The organism is Desulfolutivibrio sulfodismutans DSM 3696, from assembly GCF_013376455.1.
Taxonomy (GTDB): domain Bacteria; phylum Desulfobacterota; class Desulfovibrionia; order Desulfovibrionales; family Desulfovibrionaceae; genus Desulfolutivibrio; species Desulfolutivibrio sulfodismutans.
The window spans coordinates 3715086-3731304 of sequence record NZ_CP045504.1; the positions used below are offsets into that span (position 1 = coordinate 3715086).

The window sequence follows — 16219 nt, forward strand, 5'->3', positions numbered from 1 at the left end:
CAGCCGCATCCTTCAGGATAGGCCCAAAAGGGACAGCACCTCGAAGCAGATGGCCCCCATGACCGCCGCCGCCGGGATGGTCAGCACCCAGGCCATGACCAGGTTTCCGGCCACCCCCCAGCGTACGGCGGACAGCCGTTTCGAGGCCCCCACGCCGATGACCGCCGTGGAGATGGTATGCGTGGTGCTGATGGGCGCGCCGAAGGCCGAGGCCCCGGTGATGACCAGGGCGGCGGCGGTCTCGGCCGCGAAGCCGTGGATGGGTTCGAGCTTGAATATCTTGTGCCCCATGGTCTTGACGATCTTCCAGCCCCCCGTGGCCGTGCCCAGGCCCATGGCCAGGGCGCAGGACAGCTTGACCCACAGCGGCACGGCCATCTCCGGGATCTGATGAAAGGTGAAAAGGGCCAGGGTGATGATGCCCATGGTTTTCTGGGCGTCGTTTAGGCCGTGGCTGGTGGCCATGAACGCCGAGGACACGATCTGCAGCTTCTTGAAGGCGTGGTTGACCTTGGTGGGATGGGCCCGGATCAGCATCCAGGAAAGGGACACCATGAGCAGGTAGCCGCATAAAAAACCGGCCAGGGGCGACAAAACCAGGGGCAACAGGATCTTCTCCGCGATGCTCGGATAGTTGGGGGCGTCAAAGCCGCCGTAGGCGATGGCGGCGCCGATGAGTCCGCCGATGAGGGCGTGGGAGGAGGAGGAGGGAAGCCCCAGATACCAGGTCAGCAGGTTCCAGACGATGGCCCCGAACAGGGCCGAGAGCACCAGCCCCTGGCTGCCCGCCACCATTTCGGGGCTGACGATGCCGCTGCCGATGGTGTGGGCCACGGCCGTGCCCAGAAACGCCCCGCCCAGGTTCAGGGAGGCGGCCATGACCACCGCCACCTGGGGCGAGAGCACCTTGGTGGAGACGATGGTGGCGATGGCGTTGGCGCTGTCGTGGGCCCCGTTGGTGAAGTCGAAGATCAGCGCGATGACCACCACGGCGATGAGCAGGAAAGGGATATCAAGCATTTTTTAGCATGACTCCTTCCAAAATGTCTCCCAGGGTGTCCACCCGGTCCACGGCGCTTTCGATGCGGTCGTAGATATGGCTCCATTTGACGATCTCCAGGATCGTGCCGTAGTCCTTGACCTCACAGTCGTACAGTTCGCCGATGCCCACCAAGAGCAGGGTCTCGCTTTCATATTTGAGCCAGCGAATGCGTTCCATGCTCGTCTCGCCCGTTTTGTTGCAGGCCAGGCACGCCAGCATCTTGCCCGATTCCTCCACCATGCCACGGATGTTCTGGGCCAGCTTTTTGGCCGGATAGCGCATACGCGACGGTTCGTAGACCTCCATGCGGGTGGAGACGGCCTTGATGGCGTTTAAGATGTCTTCCTGGGAGACGTTGATGTCGTGGATGTCCTCCCGGTCGAGGGGGGTGATGAACGTCAGCGACAACTCCCGGGCGATGTTCCGGGAGATGACGTTGCCCTCGGACTCGATGATGTTCACCTGCTTGCACACCTCCTCGGTGTCGGCCCCGTCTTCGAAGAGCGTGCAGAGATGTCCGGCGGCCCGTTGCAGTTTGCGGTTTTGCTCCTCGAAAAGCCTGAAGAATTTGACCGTGCGGGGAAAGAAGCTAAAACCCATGGCCGTCTCCTTGTCTCGGGAATGATGCGCCAAAATCCGGGTTATGCGGGTTCGGACCCGCTCGCGGGGGCCAGGGGCAGGCGGATCAGGAGCGCCCCGTTGTCGCCCGGGACGAGCGTGCCGCCATAGGCCGCCAGAAAATCCGCCGGAAGTCCCGTCCCATCGCCTTGGACCTGGCCCGCCGCCGGGGACGCCAGACCCTGCGCCCCGGGAAATTCGATGCCGAGACCATCGTCCCGGCGCGACAGCACCACCGGCCGGTCGTCGCCGGAGGCCGCCGTGCGCTCCAGGCACAGGACGAACACCCGGCCCAGGCCGTTTGGCTCCACCTCGGCCACGAAATCGCCGTCCCCCTGGACGGTCAGGCGCGGCGGCGCGGCCTCCGGACAGCGCACCGCGGCCTCGCGCAGGGCGTTTTCCAGGATGCGCCGGACGTCGGTTCGGGGCGGGCGGTCCATGCTGGCGGAGAACCGCGCGGCCGCCATGGCCATGAGGTCGGCCACGGCGTCCTCCATTTCCCTGGAAAACCGCAGTGCGGCGTCAATGGCCGTACCGGCCCGGGCCGGGTCGCGGGACAGCGTGCCCCGGGCCATGTCCAGGTAGCCCGCGATCTTGGTCAGGGGGGTGCGCAGACGATGCGAGGCCTCGCGCACGAAGTCGCGGATGTTGGCCTCCATGCGGTTTTGCCCCGTGATGTCGCGCAGCGTCAGGATCAGCCGCCGCCGCCCGTCCTGGTCCGTAAACGGCACCAGATTCGCCTCCACGTCCCGGTCCCCGGCCAGGGTGAAGCGTCGCGTGGCGGCCTTGGCCTGGGGATCGTGCAGCATGGCCGCCACCTCGGCATGCACGGCCGGTCCCAGCGGGGTTTCGATGGGCAGGCGGCCGTCCAGTTCCCCCGATCCCACCAGCCGGGCCAGGGGGGCGTTGTGGGAGCCGATGCGGCCATCCGGGCACAGGACCGCCAGCCCTTCGTCCAGGCCGTCCAGCACGGCGGCATGGCGGTTACGCTGGCCCTCGATGGCGGCCACGTTTTTGCCCACCCGCTCGGCCATGGCGTTATAGGCCTCGGCCAGGCCGGAAAATTCCCGATCCGAGAGGTACAGGCGGCGCTCGTAGTCGCCGTCGCCCAGGGCCTTTATGGCCAGGGTCAGTTCCTTGATGGTTCCGGTCAGGCTGCGGGCGGGCAACAGGGACAAAAAGCCTCCGCACAAGAGTACGATGCCAAGCGCCCCCAGGATGACGCCCCGGAAACGGGCCAGATCCCTGGTGACGGCGTGATAGGGCACGGCCACGCGCAAGACCCCGTCGGGCAGGCCCGGGAGATTGTCGGCGCGCATGGCGGCGTAGACCGTCTGCCTGCCCGTGGTGCGGCTATGGCGCACGTCCGTGCCGAAGCCCGAGGCCAGGGCGGCCACCACCTCGGGGCGTCCGGCATGGTCCTCCAGCTCGGCGGTTTCGGGGCCGGGCACCTCGGTGTCGGCCAGCACCTTGCCGCCTGCGATATAGGTGATTCGGGCCCCCAGGTGCCGCCCCATGTCGGCGGCCCAGTCCGGCAGGCCCTCCAGGGTGATCCGGTCGGACGGCGCGGGCTGCGCCGCCGGATCGTTTCGGTCGGCCAGCCCAGGCCGATCCGGGGCCGCGCGCAAAAGCCACAGCACCAGCTCCAGCTTGCTTGTGGCCTGGTTTGTGGCGTCCTCGACCAGAAGTCCCTCGGTCTGCCGGATGAAAAACCAGAAGACCAGGCATAAAAGGAAAAAAAACGCCGTCAGGCTGAGAAACAGGGTGCGTACCTGCAGGGAGGGCCGTTGCATCAGGGGATTGTCCGGGAGGTTGGTGTTTGTCTACGCAGAAGTGACCGCAGGCCGACCGTCTCCAGGGCGTCGCATCGGGCCGGGCGACCGGTCATGCAGCCCGCTCCGGAGCATCGTCGACAGGGGGCGGGGCGTCCCACTGCGGCGGTTCTGCGGCCGGACATCGTCCGGCCAGCTTTTGCAGTTCGTCCAGGTACTCCTGATAGTGGCTCAGATAAAAGGACAGGGCCCGGGCGAAGTTCTTGCCCACCAGGCCGTCCAGGAACAGGCGGCTGATCTCGTATTCCCGGCGCAGCACATATTGCGAGAGCAGAAAGGCCCGCCGTTCGTCCTGGGACATGCCCGGGATGAGCAGGCGCAAAACCGTGCGGGCCCGGGGTTGGTACATCCAGAAATAGAGCAGATCAAGGGCGTTGACGTAGAGGATCTTTTCCAGGTCGGACTTGTCCGTGGACAGGGCCTCGGAAAGCTCCTGGGGCGATTCGAGGAGACCCTCCACGTCCTTTTGGGGAAAGCGCACCTCCAGGGTGGAATAGGTGTCGTAGAGCTTTTTGGATTTGGCCTTGTAGTCGCGAAGCCGCATGGCGATGTATTTGGAGCGGTCGGCCAGGCCCTCGATCACTCCGGCCACGCCGTCCGAGCACAGCTTGGAGATGATGGCCGCCCACTGCTGCATGACGGCCCCGGCGTCGGGAACCCCGGCCAGGGACAAGAGGCCCGAGATCAGGGCGTTGACGCCGATGGCCAGGGGGATGGACACGGCGCTGCGAAACAGGTTTCCGGTCACGGCCCGGCGTGGCAGGCCCCGGAAGGCGTTGTGGGTGGCGATATAGACGCCGTTGACCACGGCCATGACCGTGTACAGGGCCACGGGGTTGCTTTGGGCGGTGATCTGGAAGCCCTGGTCCATCACCAGGGTCTTGACCACATAGTCCAAAAGCGGCACCGAAAAGCCCGTATAGAGCAGGGAATCAGCCAGTCGTGAGAAGCTGACGTATTCGTTCCATTTGAGCACCGGCGACCGGCGAAGCCCTCCGGAACCGAACACCGACTGGATGACGTTGCGAAGCCCGGTGATGCCGAACCAGATAAGCGGGCCGAACCAGCACAGCACCCACCAGTCCTTGGTCAGGCCAAACGACAGGGCGGCCGGGATGAACCCGGCCAGGATCTTGAGGGAGTTTTTGACGGCGCTGTTGGCGTAGCGGAAGCAAAATTTCGGGGTACGCGGCCCGGCCAGGAGTTTGCCTTTGTACACCTCGCCGCTTGGGGGCTGGATGCCGCCCAGGGTGTAGATGTTGGCGGTTTTTTCCGAGGCGTGGAAGTAGCGGGTTCTGGACCATTTGAGACTGGGCCGAAGCGCCGCGTGCCGGAAGAGCGGAGAAAAAAGCGCCAGCCGGGCCGCCCGAAGGGTCATGGGCGAGGCCCCGGCCGCCGTGTGGTACTGCAGGGAGGGAACTACCTCCACGCCAACCGGCAGGGCCTTGCGCTGGTGGCTGTGGCCACGCTCCAAATGGCGCGCCGCCCGGGCGGGCAGGGTGTCCTTGACCACCAGGCCCATGCCGTGGTGGCGGCAGGACTGGCCCGTGGAGTCGGTGCCGATGCAGGCCCGAAGCGGGGTGGTCTTGTAATAGTCCATGAGCCCGGCCATGTTGTCCAGGACGCTTGAGAGACGGTTGATCTTCTCCGCGCTCCCGGGGCCGCCCCGGTCTTCCAGGCGGCGCATGATGCGGCGCACGAACTTTTTGATCTTGACCGGGTTGCCGGAGTTGACCACGGCGATGAGCTCGATGATCTCGGCGTTGTCCCTGGAGGGGTCGACCTCGAAATCGTGGAGGTTGAAGATCTCCACATGGGTCACGGCCCCCCGGCATTCGCTTAAGATCATGAGCACGTCTTCGGGGCCGTGTCCGTCCAGGGTCAGGACGAAACGGTTCAGGGAATGGAACTCGTGGATGGTCTCGATGAGCTCGCATGGCGTCAGGCGCAGGATGTCCGGGCAGTCTGCGCTGTCGCAGGGGATGTCCGGATTTTTCAGCCCGGGATTGTGTTCCGGGGCGAGATGGGCCTCGATGAGGTATTCGGGACTGAAGCGGTCCATGTGGGCGAACACCGCCGAAAGCTCCGGCCCCTGGGGAGCGGCCCCGGCCGCGAGCAGGCCGTCGGCCTTGCGGGTCAGGGCCTCCTGCACGGCGTTTTGGGCGAAGCGTCCCAGATGCATGAGCGAGGCCTGTCCGGCCCCCACGAAGGCCGTGAAGTCCTCGGGGTCCAGGGCCGGGACGTCCACGCCGCAGATCTCGCCGATGGCCTGGCGGTGCGTGGCGTTGAAGGCCGCAAGCGCCTCCATGACGTAGTGTTTTTGGAACTGGGCGGCCTCGCGCCCCCGGCGCAGAAACGTCCCCACCTCGGGCTTGGTCAGAAATTCCAGAAACTCCCCAAGTTCATGGAATCCCCGGGGAATCCAGATCATCTTCAGATAGCTCCCGGCATGCCGGGTGCGGTATTCCAGGCCGATGCGCACGGCGATGCCCATGATCCGGGCGGCCTGGTACAGTTCCGAGGCCACCTCGGGGCGCACGAAATTGTTGTGGATGACCGTGAGCTTGCGGATGCCCTTGATCCAGGCGTCCATGATCAGGTGGGTGGGGGATTTGCGGCCCTTGGTGTTGGCGTCGTGGACGTGGTCGTCGAAGGCCAGTTGGTTCCACTCCTCGGGCATCTCCAGCAGATGGTGTTCAGCCAGGCCCCGGCGCACGATGCGCGGCTTGCCCGAGGAGGCCGCCCGGAAGTCGTGGGCCAGCTCCAACTGGCGCAGGGGGTCGTCCTTGGCCCGCACCAGCTCTTTTATGATCTGCAACAAAAGCCGGGCCGTGTTTTTTTCCAGGTCGCTTTCGGCCGAAAAAAGCACCTCGTCGCGCAGCGACCGCAGGGCCTTGATGCGGTCCCCGGCCATGCCGGCCTCCAGCGACCCCAGCAGGTGGATGATGGCGTAGGCCATGCGCAATTCGCGCGGCGCGGCCATTTCCTTGATGCCGTGGGGGTGCAGGTAGGGGGTCAAAAGGCGGCGCAGGCCGGGATACTTTTTGCGGCCCAGGACATCATTTACGATTTTTAAAAGGGCATAGTCTTCGCGGTCGAACAAAAGGCGTGACAAAAGACCGCCCTCGGATGCGGAGGAGGGGCCGGTCTCAGGCGACGGCCCGGGGAGGGCGGAGGTGGGTTCGTTTCGCCACATATTCGTAACAACAGCGTCCGATTCGTCACAAGATTATGCCAATGGTTGCCCTTCGGCGTCAAGGAGCGTCGCCATGGCGTCGAGTCTCTCCGCGCCCGGCTGGCCGCATCGGGGACTGGCCCGAGAGGCCCCCGGCGGGCGTCGCCGGGATACGCGCGCGTCGGGCGCTTTTTCCCAGCCTGGGGGCTTTGGCGTTGACATCGGAACACCCATGGGCGATTCGTGACCCTGGACCTCCCGAGGCAGGGCGTCCGGCGGGCTGGCCGCCCGGGCGGCGCGCCAGAGGGGGCCGGACTTGTCTATGAATAAAAAGCTGCCGTCACGCAAAGGCGAACGGGCCGACGGGCATCCCCTGAGGTTGCTGCTTACGGTCCCCATGGTGCTCCTGACCATCCTGGCGGCAGGGATTGTGGGCGGTTTCGCCCTGTTCGACAGCAAGCTCGCCGTGGGCGACGTGGCCGCGAAGCTCCGGGCCGAGGTGCTGGCCCGGGTGGACGTGCAACTGCGCGAGTACCTGTCCATCCCCCCGGCGGTCAACGCCGCCAACGCCATGGCCCTGTCCCTGGGCCTTCTTGATCCGGACGATCCCGGCCAGCGCCAAAGGTATTTCTACGGCGCGGTGGCCTCCAGGCCCTCCATCGCCTACAGCTTTTTCGGCGCCCCTGACGGCGCATTCTGCGGGGCCCGGCGGCTGCCCGACGGCGAATTGCAGATTGTGCGGGCCGGGCCGGAAACCGGCGGCGACTCCCATAATTTCACCGTTTCAGCCTCGGGCCAGGCCGGGGAGCTCAAAAACGTCTATCCTGCCTTCGATCCCCGTACCCGGCCCTGGTACAAAGCGGGCGAGGCGGCCCGGGGACCGGTATGGACCCCTGTCTACCGGCATTTCGCCCTCAAGGATATGGCCATCACGGCCGCGCTGCCGGCCTACGATGCGGCGGGGCGGCTTGTGGGCGTGTTCGGCGTGGACTACGTGCTGGGGCAGATACGGGATTTTTTGCGCACCATCCGGGTGGGCGAGCATGGCGGGGTGTTTCTCCTGGAACGGTCGGGCGATCTGGTGGCGGCCTCGGCCATGCCGCCGGAGGCCGGGCTTTTCACGCGCCAGGGCGATGCCTATGTCCGCATCCCGGCGGCGGCCTGCGGCCTGCCCATGGTGGAGGCCGCCGCCGGGGCCATGGCCGGTCACGGGGACGGGCTGGCCGGGATCCATCGGGAAATCCTTCTGGAATTCTCCCTTGAGGGGGAACGGTATTTCCTCCAGGCCGCGCCGTTTCGCGACGGATTGGGGTTGGACTGGATCATGGCCGCCGTGGTCCCCGAGTCGGATTTCATGGCCAGGGTGGACAGCCAGGCGGCGCGCACCGTGGGCATGCTGTTTCTGGTCGTGGGGTTGGCCGCCGGGGCGGGACTTTTCATCGCCGGCCGCCTGTCGGCCCCGGTGGAGAACCTCAGCCACGCTGCGGCGGCCCTGGCCTCCGGACAATGGGACCACCCCGTCGAAAGCGAGGGGCACGCCTGGGAATTGCGCCAACTGGCCCTGTCTTTTTCCGGGATGCGGAGACAGCTTCGGGAATCGTTCGCCGAGCTTGAGGCCCGAAGCGCCACCATCGCCGAACAAAATCGCACCCTGGAGGACCGGGTGGCCCGGCGCACCCGGGAACTGGGCCGCCTAAACAACCGCCTGCGGGCCATCTTCGACGCCATCCCCGGGCACATCCACGTCATCGGCCGGGACTACCGGGTGGTGGACGTGGGGGACAAGATGCTGCGGGCCATGGGCAAAACGCGCCAGGAGGTGGTGGGGCGGCTGTGCCACGAGGTCTTCCGGGATCTCCCGGCCGTGTGCGATGCATGTCCCGTGGTCGGCCCCGACGCGGCGATGCGTATCCATACCCGGCCCTCCACCCCCGAGGAGGAGGCCCGCCTGGGCATGGCCTTCATGGTCTATTCCGCGCCGGTTCTCGATGATGCCGGGGAGGTGTGGGGGTTCATCGAATGCCTCATGGACATCTCCCAACTGCGGGCCGTGGAACGCGAACTGGTGCGGGCCAAGGAGCAGGCCGAGGAGGCGGCCCGGGTCAAGGGCGCATTTCTGGCGGGCATGAGCCACGAGATCCGCACCCCGCTCAATTCCATCATCGGCCTGACGGAAATCACCCTGCAGACCAGCCTTGACCCGGAGCAGCGCGACCATTTGCAGACCGTGCGCGAGGCGGGCACGGCCCTTCTGGCCCTGGTCAACGACATCCTGGATTTCTCCCGCCTGGACAGCCAGGGACTTGAACTGCACAACGAGCATTTCTCCCTGCCCCGGGTCATTTCCTCCGTGGCCCGCACGCTTCGGGTCCAGGCCCGGGCCAAGGGCGTGGGACTTCGGGCGCGCATGAAAAAGGGCTGCCCCATGGCCAGCCGGGGCGACCCGGATCGGCTGCGCCAGATCCTGTTCAACCTGGTGGGCAACGCGGTCAAATTCACGGAGCGCGGCGAGGTGGAGTTCTGGGCCGAGCCGTGGCCCGGGGGCGACGTCGCGCACAAGGATGCGGCCGGGGCGGATGCGCCGGTGTGGGTGAAATTTTTCGTGCGCGACACCGGCATCGGCGTTTCACCGGAAAAGATGGAGGTGATCTTCGATCCCTTCCGGCAGGCCGACGGCTCCATCACCCGCAAATACGGCGGCACGGGCCTGGGATTGGCCATCTGCAGGCAACTGGTGGAGCGCATGGGCGGTGAGATCGGGGTGGAAAGCACGCCCGGCGCGGGAAGCACGTTTTTTTTCACCCTGCCCCTTTGGCCGGGGGATCCGGCCAGGGTGCCCAAGAAAAGGGCCCCTGCCACGTCCATGGCGGCCCTGCGCGCCGCGTCGCGCCCCCTGCGCGTGCTTCTGGCCGAAGACAATCTGATGAACATCAAACTGGCCAAGGCCCTGCTCGGCCGGTTGGGGCATGCCACGCACACGGCGCAAAACGGCCGTGAGGCCCTGGATATGCTCTCCCGGGAGTCCTTCGACGTGGTGCTCATGGACCTGGAGATGCCGGGGATGGACGGCCTGGCCGCCGCCCGGGCCATCCGGCAGGGTCAGGCCGGGCAGGCCGCCATGACCATCCCTGTGGTGGCCATGACCGCCCATGCCGTGGACGGCATGGAGGGGAAGTGCCGTGCGGCGGGCATGAACGGGTTTGTGCCCAAGCCCGTTGATTTCGGGAAATTGGCCCGGGTTCTCGGCGAGGTGGCTCCCGCTGCGCCGGGTAGGGGCGACCTGCCGATCCCCCCCGGCCTCCCGGACTCGCCTGTACAACCATCCCCGCCGCAGACGCCGCCTGCGGCGCAGGCGGACGATGCGGTCAACGTGCCCGAGGCCCTGGAAAAACTCGGCGACGACGCGGAACTGTACCTGGAGTTGGCCCAACTGTACCTGGATGAACTCGCCCCGCGCCGCGACCAGTTGGCCCGGTTGGGCGCCGAGGGGACGGCCGAAGAGGTGTTCCGCCTGGCCCATTCCTGCAAGAACTCCTGCGGGGCCATCGGGGCCTGGGGGTGTCTGACGCTGTCGACGCGCACGGAAAAAGCGGCCCGAAGCGGCGATCTGGAGCAGGCCAGGGCCGCCCTGGCCGAGCTTGACGCGGAAATGCTCCGGGTGGAGGCGGTGGTGCGCCGGATCGTGGCCGATCCCGGGGCCTTCGGGCTGCTCAGAACGTCCGGCAAACCCGTGGGGGCCGATGCCTCCGCCTCGAGCCGCATCCCTTAAAAGAGAACGGTTTCAATCTGTGGGTATAAAATCCAGGTCCGCCGAGTGTGGGGGCACGACGCTGCCCCGGCGTTTCGGAGGCGCTCCCGCCAGGATTATCCCCGGTATTTCACCTCATCGCGCCAGGAATTGAGCTTGGCGCAACAGCCCTCGCCCACACCCAGCAGGTACCGGTAGCGTTCCCCCTGTTCGGGATCTTCCGCCAGACGGCACTTGTAGCGTGCCTCGGCCTCGCCCCAGTACAATTCCGGACAGCGTTTCCGGTAGCCGTGCAGGATGTGCGACTCCCGGCATTGGTCGCTTAAGCAGCACCAGCCGCAGCCCACGCAGGGCACGGCGCTCAAGGGGAACGCAGGCGCGCTGCATGGTCGGCTGTTTTTTCGGCCGGTCGCGCGGGAGAAACCCGGTGTGCCGGGCCAAAGCCCCCTGGGCCGGAAGGGGCGGGGTGAAACACGGACGCAGGCATGGCGAATCCTTTGGCCGGGGCGTCTGGCCGCAGTCGTTCGCCGGGAGGGCGACGACGCGGCGGCGCAGATCCGTCCGCATGGGCCAAAGAAAGAGCCTATCGGATAACTGACGCCCGGGACAGCCCCAGGGCCGCGGGTCTTTTTTCACAATTCCCGGTTCGAAAGCGGCGGGAATTTCCGAAACGGCGTCTCTGGAGAGAACCGCCAATTTTTCTGGTGAGTTATCAGGGCAGCATAGCCCTGGCGTCCTGCTTTCTGAACATGCCGACATGGCGGGCCGTTCCCTGGACAGGTCAGGCCACAGGGGCAACCTGGCGTGCCCTGGGTCAGGCGTGCGTTGGCGTTGCGTCAGAACGGTTTTCGCACCCGTCGACGCCCTGGACGCAGCCGGGCCGTAAAAGGGGCAGGCGGCAAAGGGAGGTTTTGGTTTTGGACAAGGTGGCGCACGGTCGGGGCCGTTCACGCGGCCAGGGTTACTGGCGCGGCGTTTTCCCGGCGGCGTAGCGTGCGGCCTTGTCCTTGCGCGCGGCGTTTCGCCGGGCGAGCACCTCGTCCGTCAGTTCGCGGCCTTTCTCGGTCAGTTCGGGATGCTCCCGGCGGTAGGCCTCCAGATCCTCGGCGGTCTGTTTCTCCATACGCTCGGATTCCAGGAACATAAGGTAGGCCAGGGTCAGGGCCGCGTCATTTTCCGAGGCGCCGTCGCACAGAAGGGCCACCTGGTTGCCGGGAACGGTCTCCACCAGTCGCGCGGCGAACATGGCCGCCCATTTCTCGTGCAATTCCGGCACAAGCGGCGGAATGTTCTCAGCCAGGGACATGGCCGCGTCGTCGCCAAGGTCGGGCCGGGTGACCCGGAAAAGCTCCCGCAGGGCCTCGTGGCGGCGTTGCGGGGTGGTGGAGATGCGGGCCAGGACGGCAGCCGTGATGTGATTGCGCCAGGCGTCCGGGTGCGCCGGGCAGGGCTCTGAGGCGTGGTCGGACATGGTCGGGGCTCCTGTGCGAGATGAAGGTCGCCGGGCGGTTACCACGAAGGGGGGGGGCAAGCAAATGGCCCGTTCCCGGGACTTCCCCGAGGGGAAATTATTTTCGGAAACGAAAATTTGTAACATTTGCAGGCTGTGAAGTTGGCGCGGGAAAATCTGTAACATAAGGGGGTTGCCGTCTCCAAAGCGAGCTCCTGCGGCGGATTCTTCAGGCATTCGTCACCCGGCCGTCATGGTTTCCCGGTTGCCTAAATCCAAACGCCCGGCTATTTTTTTGAGAGATTTTGAAAACACGTCCGCCCGGACAGAAAAACACACGGGAAACAAGGGGGTTTGGCATGAAACGGATCGTGGCGTTTGTGGCGATTTGTCTGTTCGCCCTGGTTGGGACGGCCCAGGCCGCAGGAACGTTCAAACTGCTCACCTGGAAGGGCTATGCCCCCAAGGAGCTGGTGGACAAATTCGAGAAGGAGACCGGCATCAAGGTCGAGGTCACCTATTCCAACAACGAGGAAATGGTCGCCAAGTTGCGGGCCACGCGCGGCGCGGGCTTTGATCTGGCCCAGCCCAGCCAGGACCGCATCTCCGCCGTGCAGGAGGAATTCCAGATCTACCAGCCCATGGACTACTCCAAGATTGAGGCGGCCCTGTTCATCCCGTCGCTTCTCGACGCGGTCAAGAAAAACACCCTGGTGGGCGGCAAGTCCCACGCCGTGCCTTTCTGCTGGGGCACCTCGGGCCTGGTGGTGAACACGGAAAAGGCCCCGGACGCCAAAAGCTGGAAGGCGCTCATCGACCCGGCCTACAAGGGCCGCATCAGCTACCGCTTAAAGCGTGTGGCGCTCATCGGCCTGGGCTTCGCCCTGGGCTACAAGCCCTTTGACCTCTACGGCGATCCCAAGGCCTACAAGGACATGTTGGACAAGGTGGCCGAGGCCATGATCGCGGGCAAGCCCCTGGTCCAGAACTACTGGTCCAACGGCGACGCCCTGCTCGAATCCGTGCGTTCGGGCGAGGTGACCGTGGCCGAGGCCTGGGACAACGGCGCCTGGAAGCTGCATGCCGAGAATCCCAAGATCGATTTCGTGGCCCCGGTCGAAGGCTGCCTGGGTTGGATCGACACCTTCGCCATCCCGGCCAAGGCCGAGAACGTGGACGCCGCCTACAAGTGGATCAACTTCATGCTCAAGCCTGAAAACGCGGCCCTCTTCACCAACCAGGAAAAGACCCCCACGGCCTCCAAGGGTGCTGGGCAGTTCGTGGACAAGACCGTGCAGGCCGACTTCGACCGTTCCTTCTCCACGGCGACCATCGACAACATCAAGTGGTATCCGCCGGTTCCGGCTGCGCTGGAGGAGATGGAAGGCAAGATCCTGGACAAGATCAAGGCCGCCAACTAGGCATGCCGACATGGCGGCCGTGGCATGCTGCGGCCGCCATGCGCGTCGGGACGGCCGAAAAAAGCCGCCCCGACGCCTTTCCCTCCCCTTTTTCGCCGGTGATGTGAGCCCATGGAAATCGATCTCAGCGTCAAAAAATGCGTCAAGTCCTTCGGCTCCTTCCTGGCCGTGGACAATGTCACCTTCGACGTCCCGCAAGGGTCGTTTTTCTCCATCCTCGGCCCCTCGGGCTGCGGCAAGACCACGCTCCTTCGCATGGTGGCCGGGTTCGAGGAACCCACCTCCGGCGCCATCATGATCCGGGGCAAGGACATGCGCGGGGTGTTGCCCAACCGCCGTCCGGCCAATCTGGTGTTCCAGCACCTGGCCCTTTTTCCCATGATGACCGTGGCCGAAAACATCGCCTTTGGCCTTCGGCGTCGCAAGGTGGCGGCCCCGGAGATAGCCCGGCGCACCGAGGACATCCTGGAGCGCGTGGGGCTGCCCGGCTACGGCGTCAAGCGCGTGGATCAGCTCTCCGGCGGCCAGAAGCAGCGGGTGGCCATCGCCCGGTGTCTGGTCCTGGAGCCCCTGGTGCTGCTTTTGGACGAGCCCCTGGGGGCGCTTGACCTGAAGCTGCGCGAGCAGATGAAGGTCGAACTGAAAAAGCTCCAGGCCAAGGTGGGCACCACCTTCGTCTACATCACCCACGACCAGTCCGAGGCCCTGGTCATGTCCGACGTGGTGGCGGTCATGAACAAAGGCCGCTTTGAGCAGATGGGCAGCCCCCAGGAGCTGTACCGCGCCCCGCAGTCGCCCTTCGTGGCCCGGTTCGTGGGCGAAAACAACATCTGGGCGGGCCGGGTGGAAAAGAGCAGCGGCGACGAGGTCGCCATCAAGACCGACGAGGGCTTCGTTTTTTCGGCCAAAAGCCATTCCCCGCTCACCATAGGCGACCGGGCCGACCTGTTTTTGCGCCCCGAGGCCATGCGCATCGAACCCCGGGAACCCGCCGGGCTCAACACCTTCACCGTCGCCGTGCGGGCCATCCTCTTCGATGGGGCCGCCAGCCGCCTGCTCACGGCCACGGACAGCGGCCACGAACTCATGGTGGCCCTGCCCCAGAACCGCCGCTTCGACCACATCGTTCCCGGACAGACCATCGCCGTGGGCTGGCATCCCGAATCCGGCGTCTGCTTCCCGGCCACGACATCCGCCGCAGCGGCGGCCGCGGGGGAGGCATAGGCCGTGAAAACCTCCCGGCTCTCCCTGTGGATATTTTTAAGCCCCGTGCTCATGTGGCTTTTTTTGCTGATCGTCCTGCCGCATCTCGATCTGTTCATCATGAGCTTCCGGGCCAAGGATGAATACGGCCAGATGGGATTTTCCCTGCAAAACTACGCCAATTTCTTCGCCGAGCCCATCTATTGGCTGACCTTCGTGCGCACCGCGATCTATTCCGTGATCACCACCGTCTTCACCTTCCTTTTGGCCATGCCTGTGGCCTTTTACATCGTCAAGGTGGTGCGCCCGAAATATAAGGGCTTTCTCATGGTGCTTCTGCTTTTGCCCTTTTGGGTCAGCGAGCTGGTGCGGGTCTACGGCTGGATGATCCTTTTGCGCGAATCCGGGGTCGTCAATTTCTTCCTTCTCAAACTCGGCATCGTGGATGCGCCGCTGCACATGCTGTACACCGACGCCACCATGATCATGGGACTGGTCTACACCTCCATGCTGTTCATGGTCGTGCCCGTCATCTCGGTCCTGGAAAGCCTGGACGACAGCCTGATCGAGGCTGCAAGCGACCTGGGCGGCTCCAAAATCAGCATCTGGCGGGAGATCATCCTGCCCCACTGCAAGCCGGGCATCACCTCCGGGGCCATCGTGGTCTTCATGCTGTCGCTTGGCAACTACCTCACCCCCAACCTCATGGGCGGCAAGAACTCCCTGTGGTTCACGGAGCAGATCTACAACCAGTTCATCGCCAGCTTCAACTGGAACCAGGGTGCGGCCTTCGGCTTCCTGCTTCTGCTCCTAAGCTCCCTCATCATCTGGGCGGGCCTCAAAATAAGCCGCCAGAAGCTCGGGGAGGTGGCCTCGTGATCCGCTCGCTGCCCAATTCCAAGGCCTACACCTGGTCCTTTCACGTCTTCGTGATCCTCTATTTCGTCTTTCTCTTTGCGCCGCTTCTGGTCACCTGCGTGCTGGCCTTCAATGACTCCAACTTTCCGTCCCTGCCCTGGAACGGCGGCACCCTGGACTGGTTTTTCTCTCCCGGGCCAAAGCGCGTGGGCATCTTCCACGACGCCCAGAACCTGCGCTCCATCATGGTCAGCTTCGAGACCGCGGTCATCGTCTCCATCCTGTGCGTCGTGGTCGGCACCTGCACCGCCTTCGCCTTCGAGCAGGAAAAATTTCCATTCAAAAATGTCCTCTATTTTCTCATGCTGGCCCCCCTGGTCATCCCCGGCGTCATCCTGGGCATCTCCCAGCTCCTGGGGGCCACCACCGCCGGAATGTTCGCGGAAAAACACCTCGGCGTCGACGTGCCCTTTTTCCGGCCAAGCTTCTGGCTGGTGGTCCTGGGGCAGTTCTCGTTCATCACCACCTTCGTGGCCCTGGTGGTCTCGGCCCGCCTGCGCAAGTTCGACCGCTCCCTGGAAGAGGCCGCCCTGAACCTGGGGGCCACCCGCTTCGAGGTCATAAGGCTCATCACCCTGCGTTTTCTTCGGCCCTCCATCATCGGAGCCGGGGCCGTGGCCTTCCTCATGAGCTTTGAAAACTTCAACACCACCTTGTTTCTGGTCGGCTCCCAGCCCACCCTGCCCATCAACCTCTACCTCCAGGTCCGCGACGGCAGCACCCCGGTCATAAACGCCATCTCGTTTCTGCTCATCGTCGGCACCTCCGGACTGGCCCTGGTCAACCTGTACCTCAATCGCAAGGAATCCTGA

11 protein-coding genes are annotated in these 16219 nt (G+C 65.0%); 5 read left to right on the top strand and 6 right to left on the bottom strand.

Annotation, left to right across the window (positions count from 1 at the left end; genetic code table 11):
- Positions 1-12: 12 nt before the first annotated feature.
- From GD606_RS17020 to GD606_RS17035, 4 genes are all read right to left on the bottom strand, one after another.
- On the bottom strand, positions 13-1020 hold the full coding sequence (locus tag GD606_RS17020) for an inorganic phosphate transporter (protein WP_163301490.1): 1008 nt from the start codon (positions 1018-1020) through the stop codon (positions 13-15).
- Positions 1013-1642: a DUF47 domain-containing protein gene (locus GD606_RS17025; RefSeq protein WP_163301489.1), complete on the bottom strand. Its 630-nt coding sequence runs from the start codon at positions 1640-1642 to the stop codon at positions 1013-1015. Before GD606_RS17025 ends, GD606_RS17020 begins: the two co-directional genes overlap by 8 nt.
- Before the next feature lie 41 nt (positions 1643-1683).
- Positions 1684-3453, bottom strand: a complete 1770-nt coding sequence (locus tag GD606_RS17030; RefSeq protein WP_163301488.1) for a histidine kinase dimerization/phospho-acceptor domain-containing protein — start codon at positions 3451-3453, stop codon at positions 1684-1686.
- Between the two features lie 91 nt (positions 3454-3544).
- Positions 3545-6607: a hypothetical protein gene (locus GD606_RS17035; protein ID WP_163301487.1), complete on the bottom strand. Its 3063-nt coding sequence runs from the start codon at positions 6605-6607 to the stop codon at positions 3545-3547.
- A gap of 382 nt (positions 6608-6989) precedes the next feature.
- Here GD606_RS17035 and GD606_RS17040 point away from each other — a divergent pair, with 382 nt between their 5' ends.
- Complete coding sequence (locus tag GD606_RS17040; RefSeq protein WP_163301486.1) at positions 6990-10436, top strand: ATP-binding protein; 3447 nt, start codon at positions 6990-6992, stop codon at positions 10434-10436.
- A 95-nt stretch (positions 10437-10531) separates the two neighbouring features.
- On the opposite strand, the gene GD606_RS17045 is transcribed toward GD606_RS17040, so the two are convergent.
- Together GD606_RS17045 and GD606_RS17050 are read right to left on the bottom strand one after the other, a co-directional pair.
- Entirely contained in the window at positions 10532-10771 is a 240-nt protein-coding gene (locus tag GD606_RS17045; protein ID WP_309550410.1) for a hypothetical protein, read from the bottom strand.
- A gap of 605 nt (positions 10772-11376) precedes the next feature.
- Positions 11377-11886 carry a hypothetical protein gene (locus GD606_RS17050; RefSeq protein ID WP_163301484.1) on the bottom strand — a complete coding sequence of 170 codons (510 nt, stop codon included), beginning with the start codon at positions 11884-11886 and terminating at the stop codon, positions 11377-11379.
- A gap of 338 nt (positions 11887-12224) precedes the next feature.
- Here GD606_RS17050 and GD606_RS17055 point away from each other — a divergent pair, with 338 nt between their 5' ends.
- From GD606_RS17055 to GD606_RS17070, 4 genes are all read left to right on the top strand, one after another.
- Complete coding sequence (locus GD606_RS17055; protein WP_163301483.1) at positions 12225-13286, top strand: extracellular solute-binding protein; 1062 nt, start codon at positions 12225-12227, stop codon at positions 13284-13286.
- A gap of 111 nt (positions 13287-13397) precedes the next feature.
- Complete coding sequence (locus GD606_RS17060; RefSeq protein WP_163301482.1) at positions 13398-14510, top strand: ABC transporter ATP-binding protein; 1113 nt, start codon at positions 13398-13400, stop codon at positions 14508-14510.
- A gap of 3 nt (positions 14511-14513) precedes the next feature.
- Entirely contained in the window at positions 14514-15368 is an 855-nt protein-coding gene (locus GD606_RS17065) for an ABC transporter permease (RefSeq protein WP_176629333.1), read from the top strand.
- A complete protein-coding gene (locus GD606_RS17070) occupies positions 15365-16219 on the top strand; it encodes an ABC transporter permease (RefSeq protein ID WP_163301481.1) in 855 nt (284 codons plus the stop codon). Before GD606_RS17065 ends, GD606_RS17070 begins: the two co-directional genes overlap by 4 nt.

Coding starts and splice junctions, on each gene's coding strand:
- GD606_RS17030 (WP_163301488.1), bottom strand. CDS start 3,453: ATGCAACGGCCCTCCCTGCAGGTACGCACCCTGTTTCTCAGCCTGACG.
- GD606_RS17060 (WP_163301482.1), top strand. CDS start 13,398: ATGGAAATCGATCTCAGCGTCAAAAAATGCGTCAAGTCCTTCGGCTCC.
- GD606_RS17050 (WP_163301484.1), bottom strand. CDS start 11,886: ATGTCCGACCACGCCTCAGAGCCCTGCCCGGCGCACCCGGACGCCTGG.
- GD606_RS17055 (WP_163301483.1), top strand. CDS start 12,225: ATGAAACGGATCGTGGCGTTTGTGGCGATTTGTCTGTTCGCCCTGGTT.
- GD606_RS17020 (WP_163301490.1), bottom strand. CDS start 1,020: ATGCTTGATATCCCTTTCCTGCTCATCGCCGTGGTGGTCATCGCGCTG.
- GD606_RS17025 (WP_163301489.1), bottom strand. CDS start 1,642: ATGGGTTTTAGCTTCTTTCCCCGCACGGTCAAATTCTTCAGGCTTTTC.
- GD606_RS17040 (WP_163301486.1), top strand. CDS start 6,990: ATGAATAAAAAGCTGCCGTCACGCAAAGGCGAACGGGCCGACGGGCAT.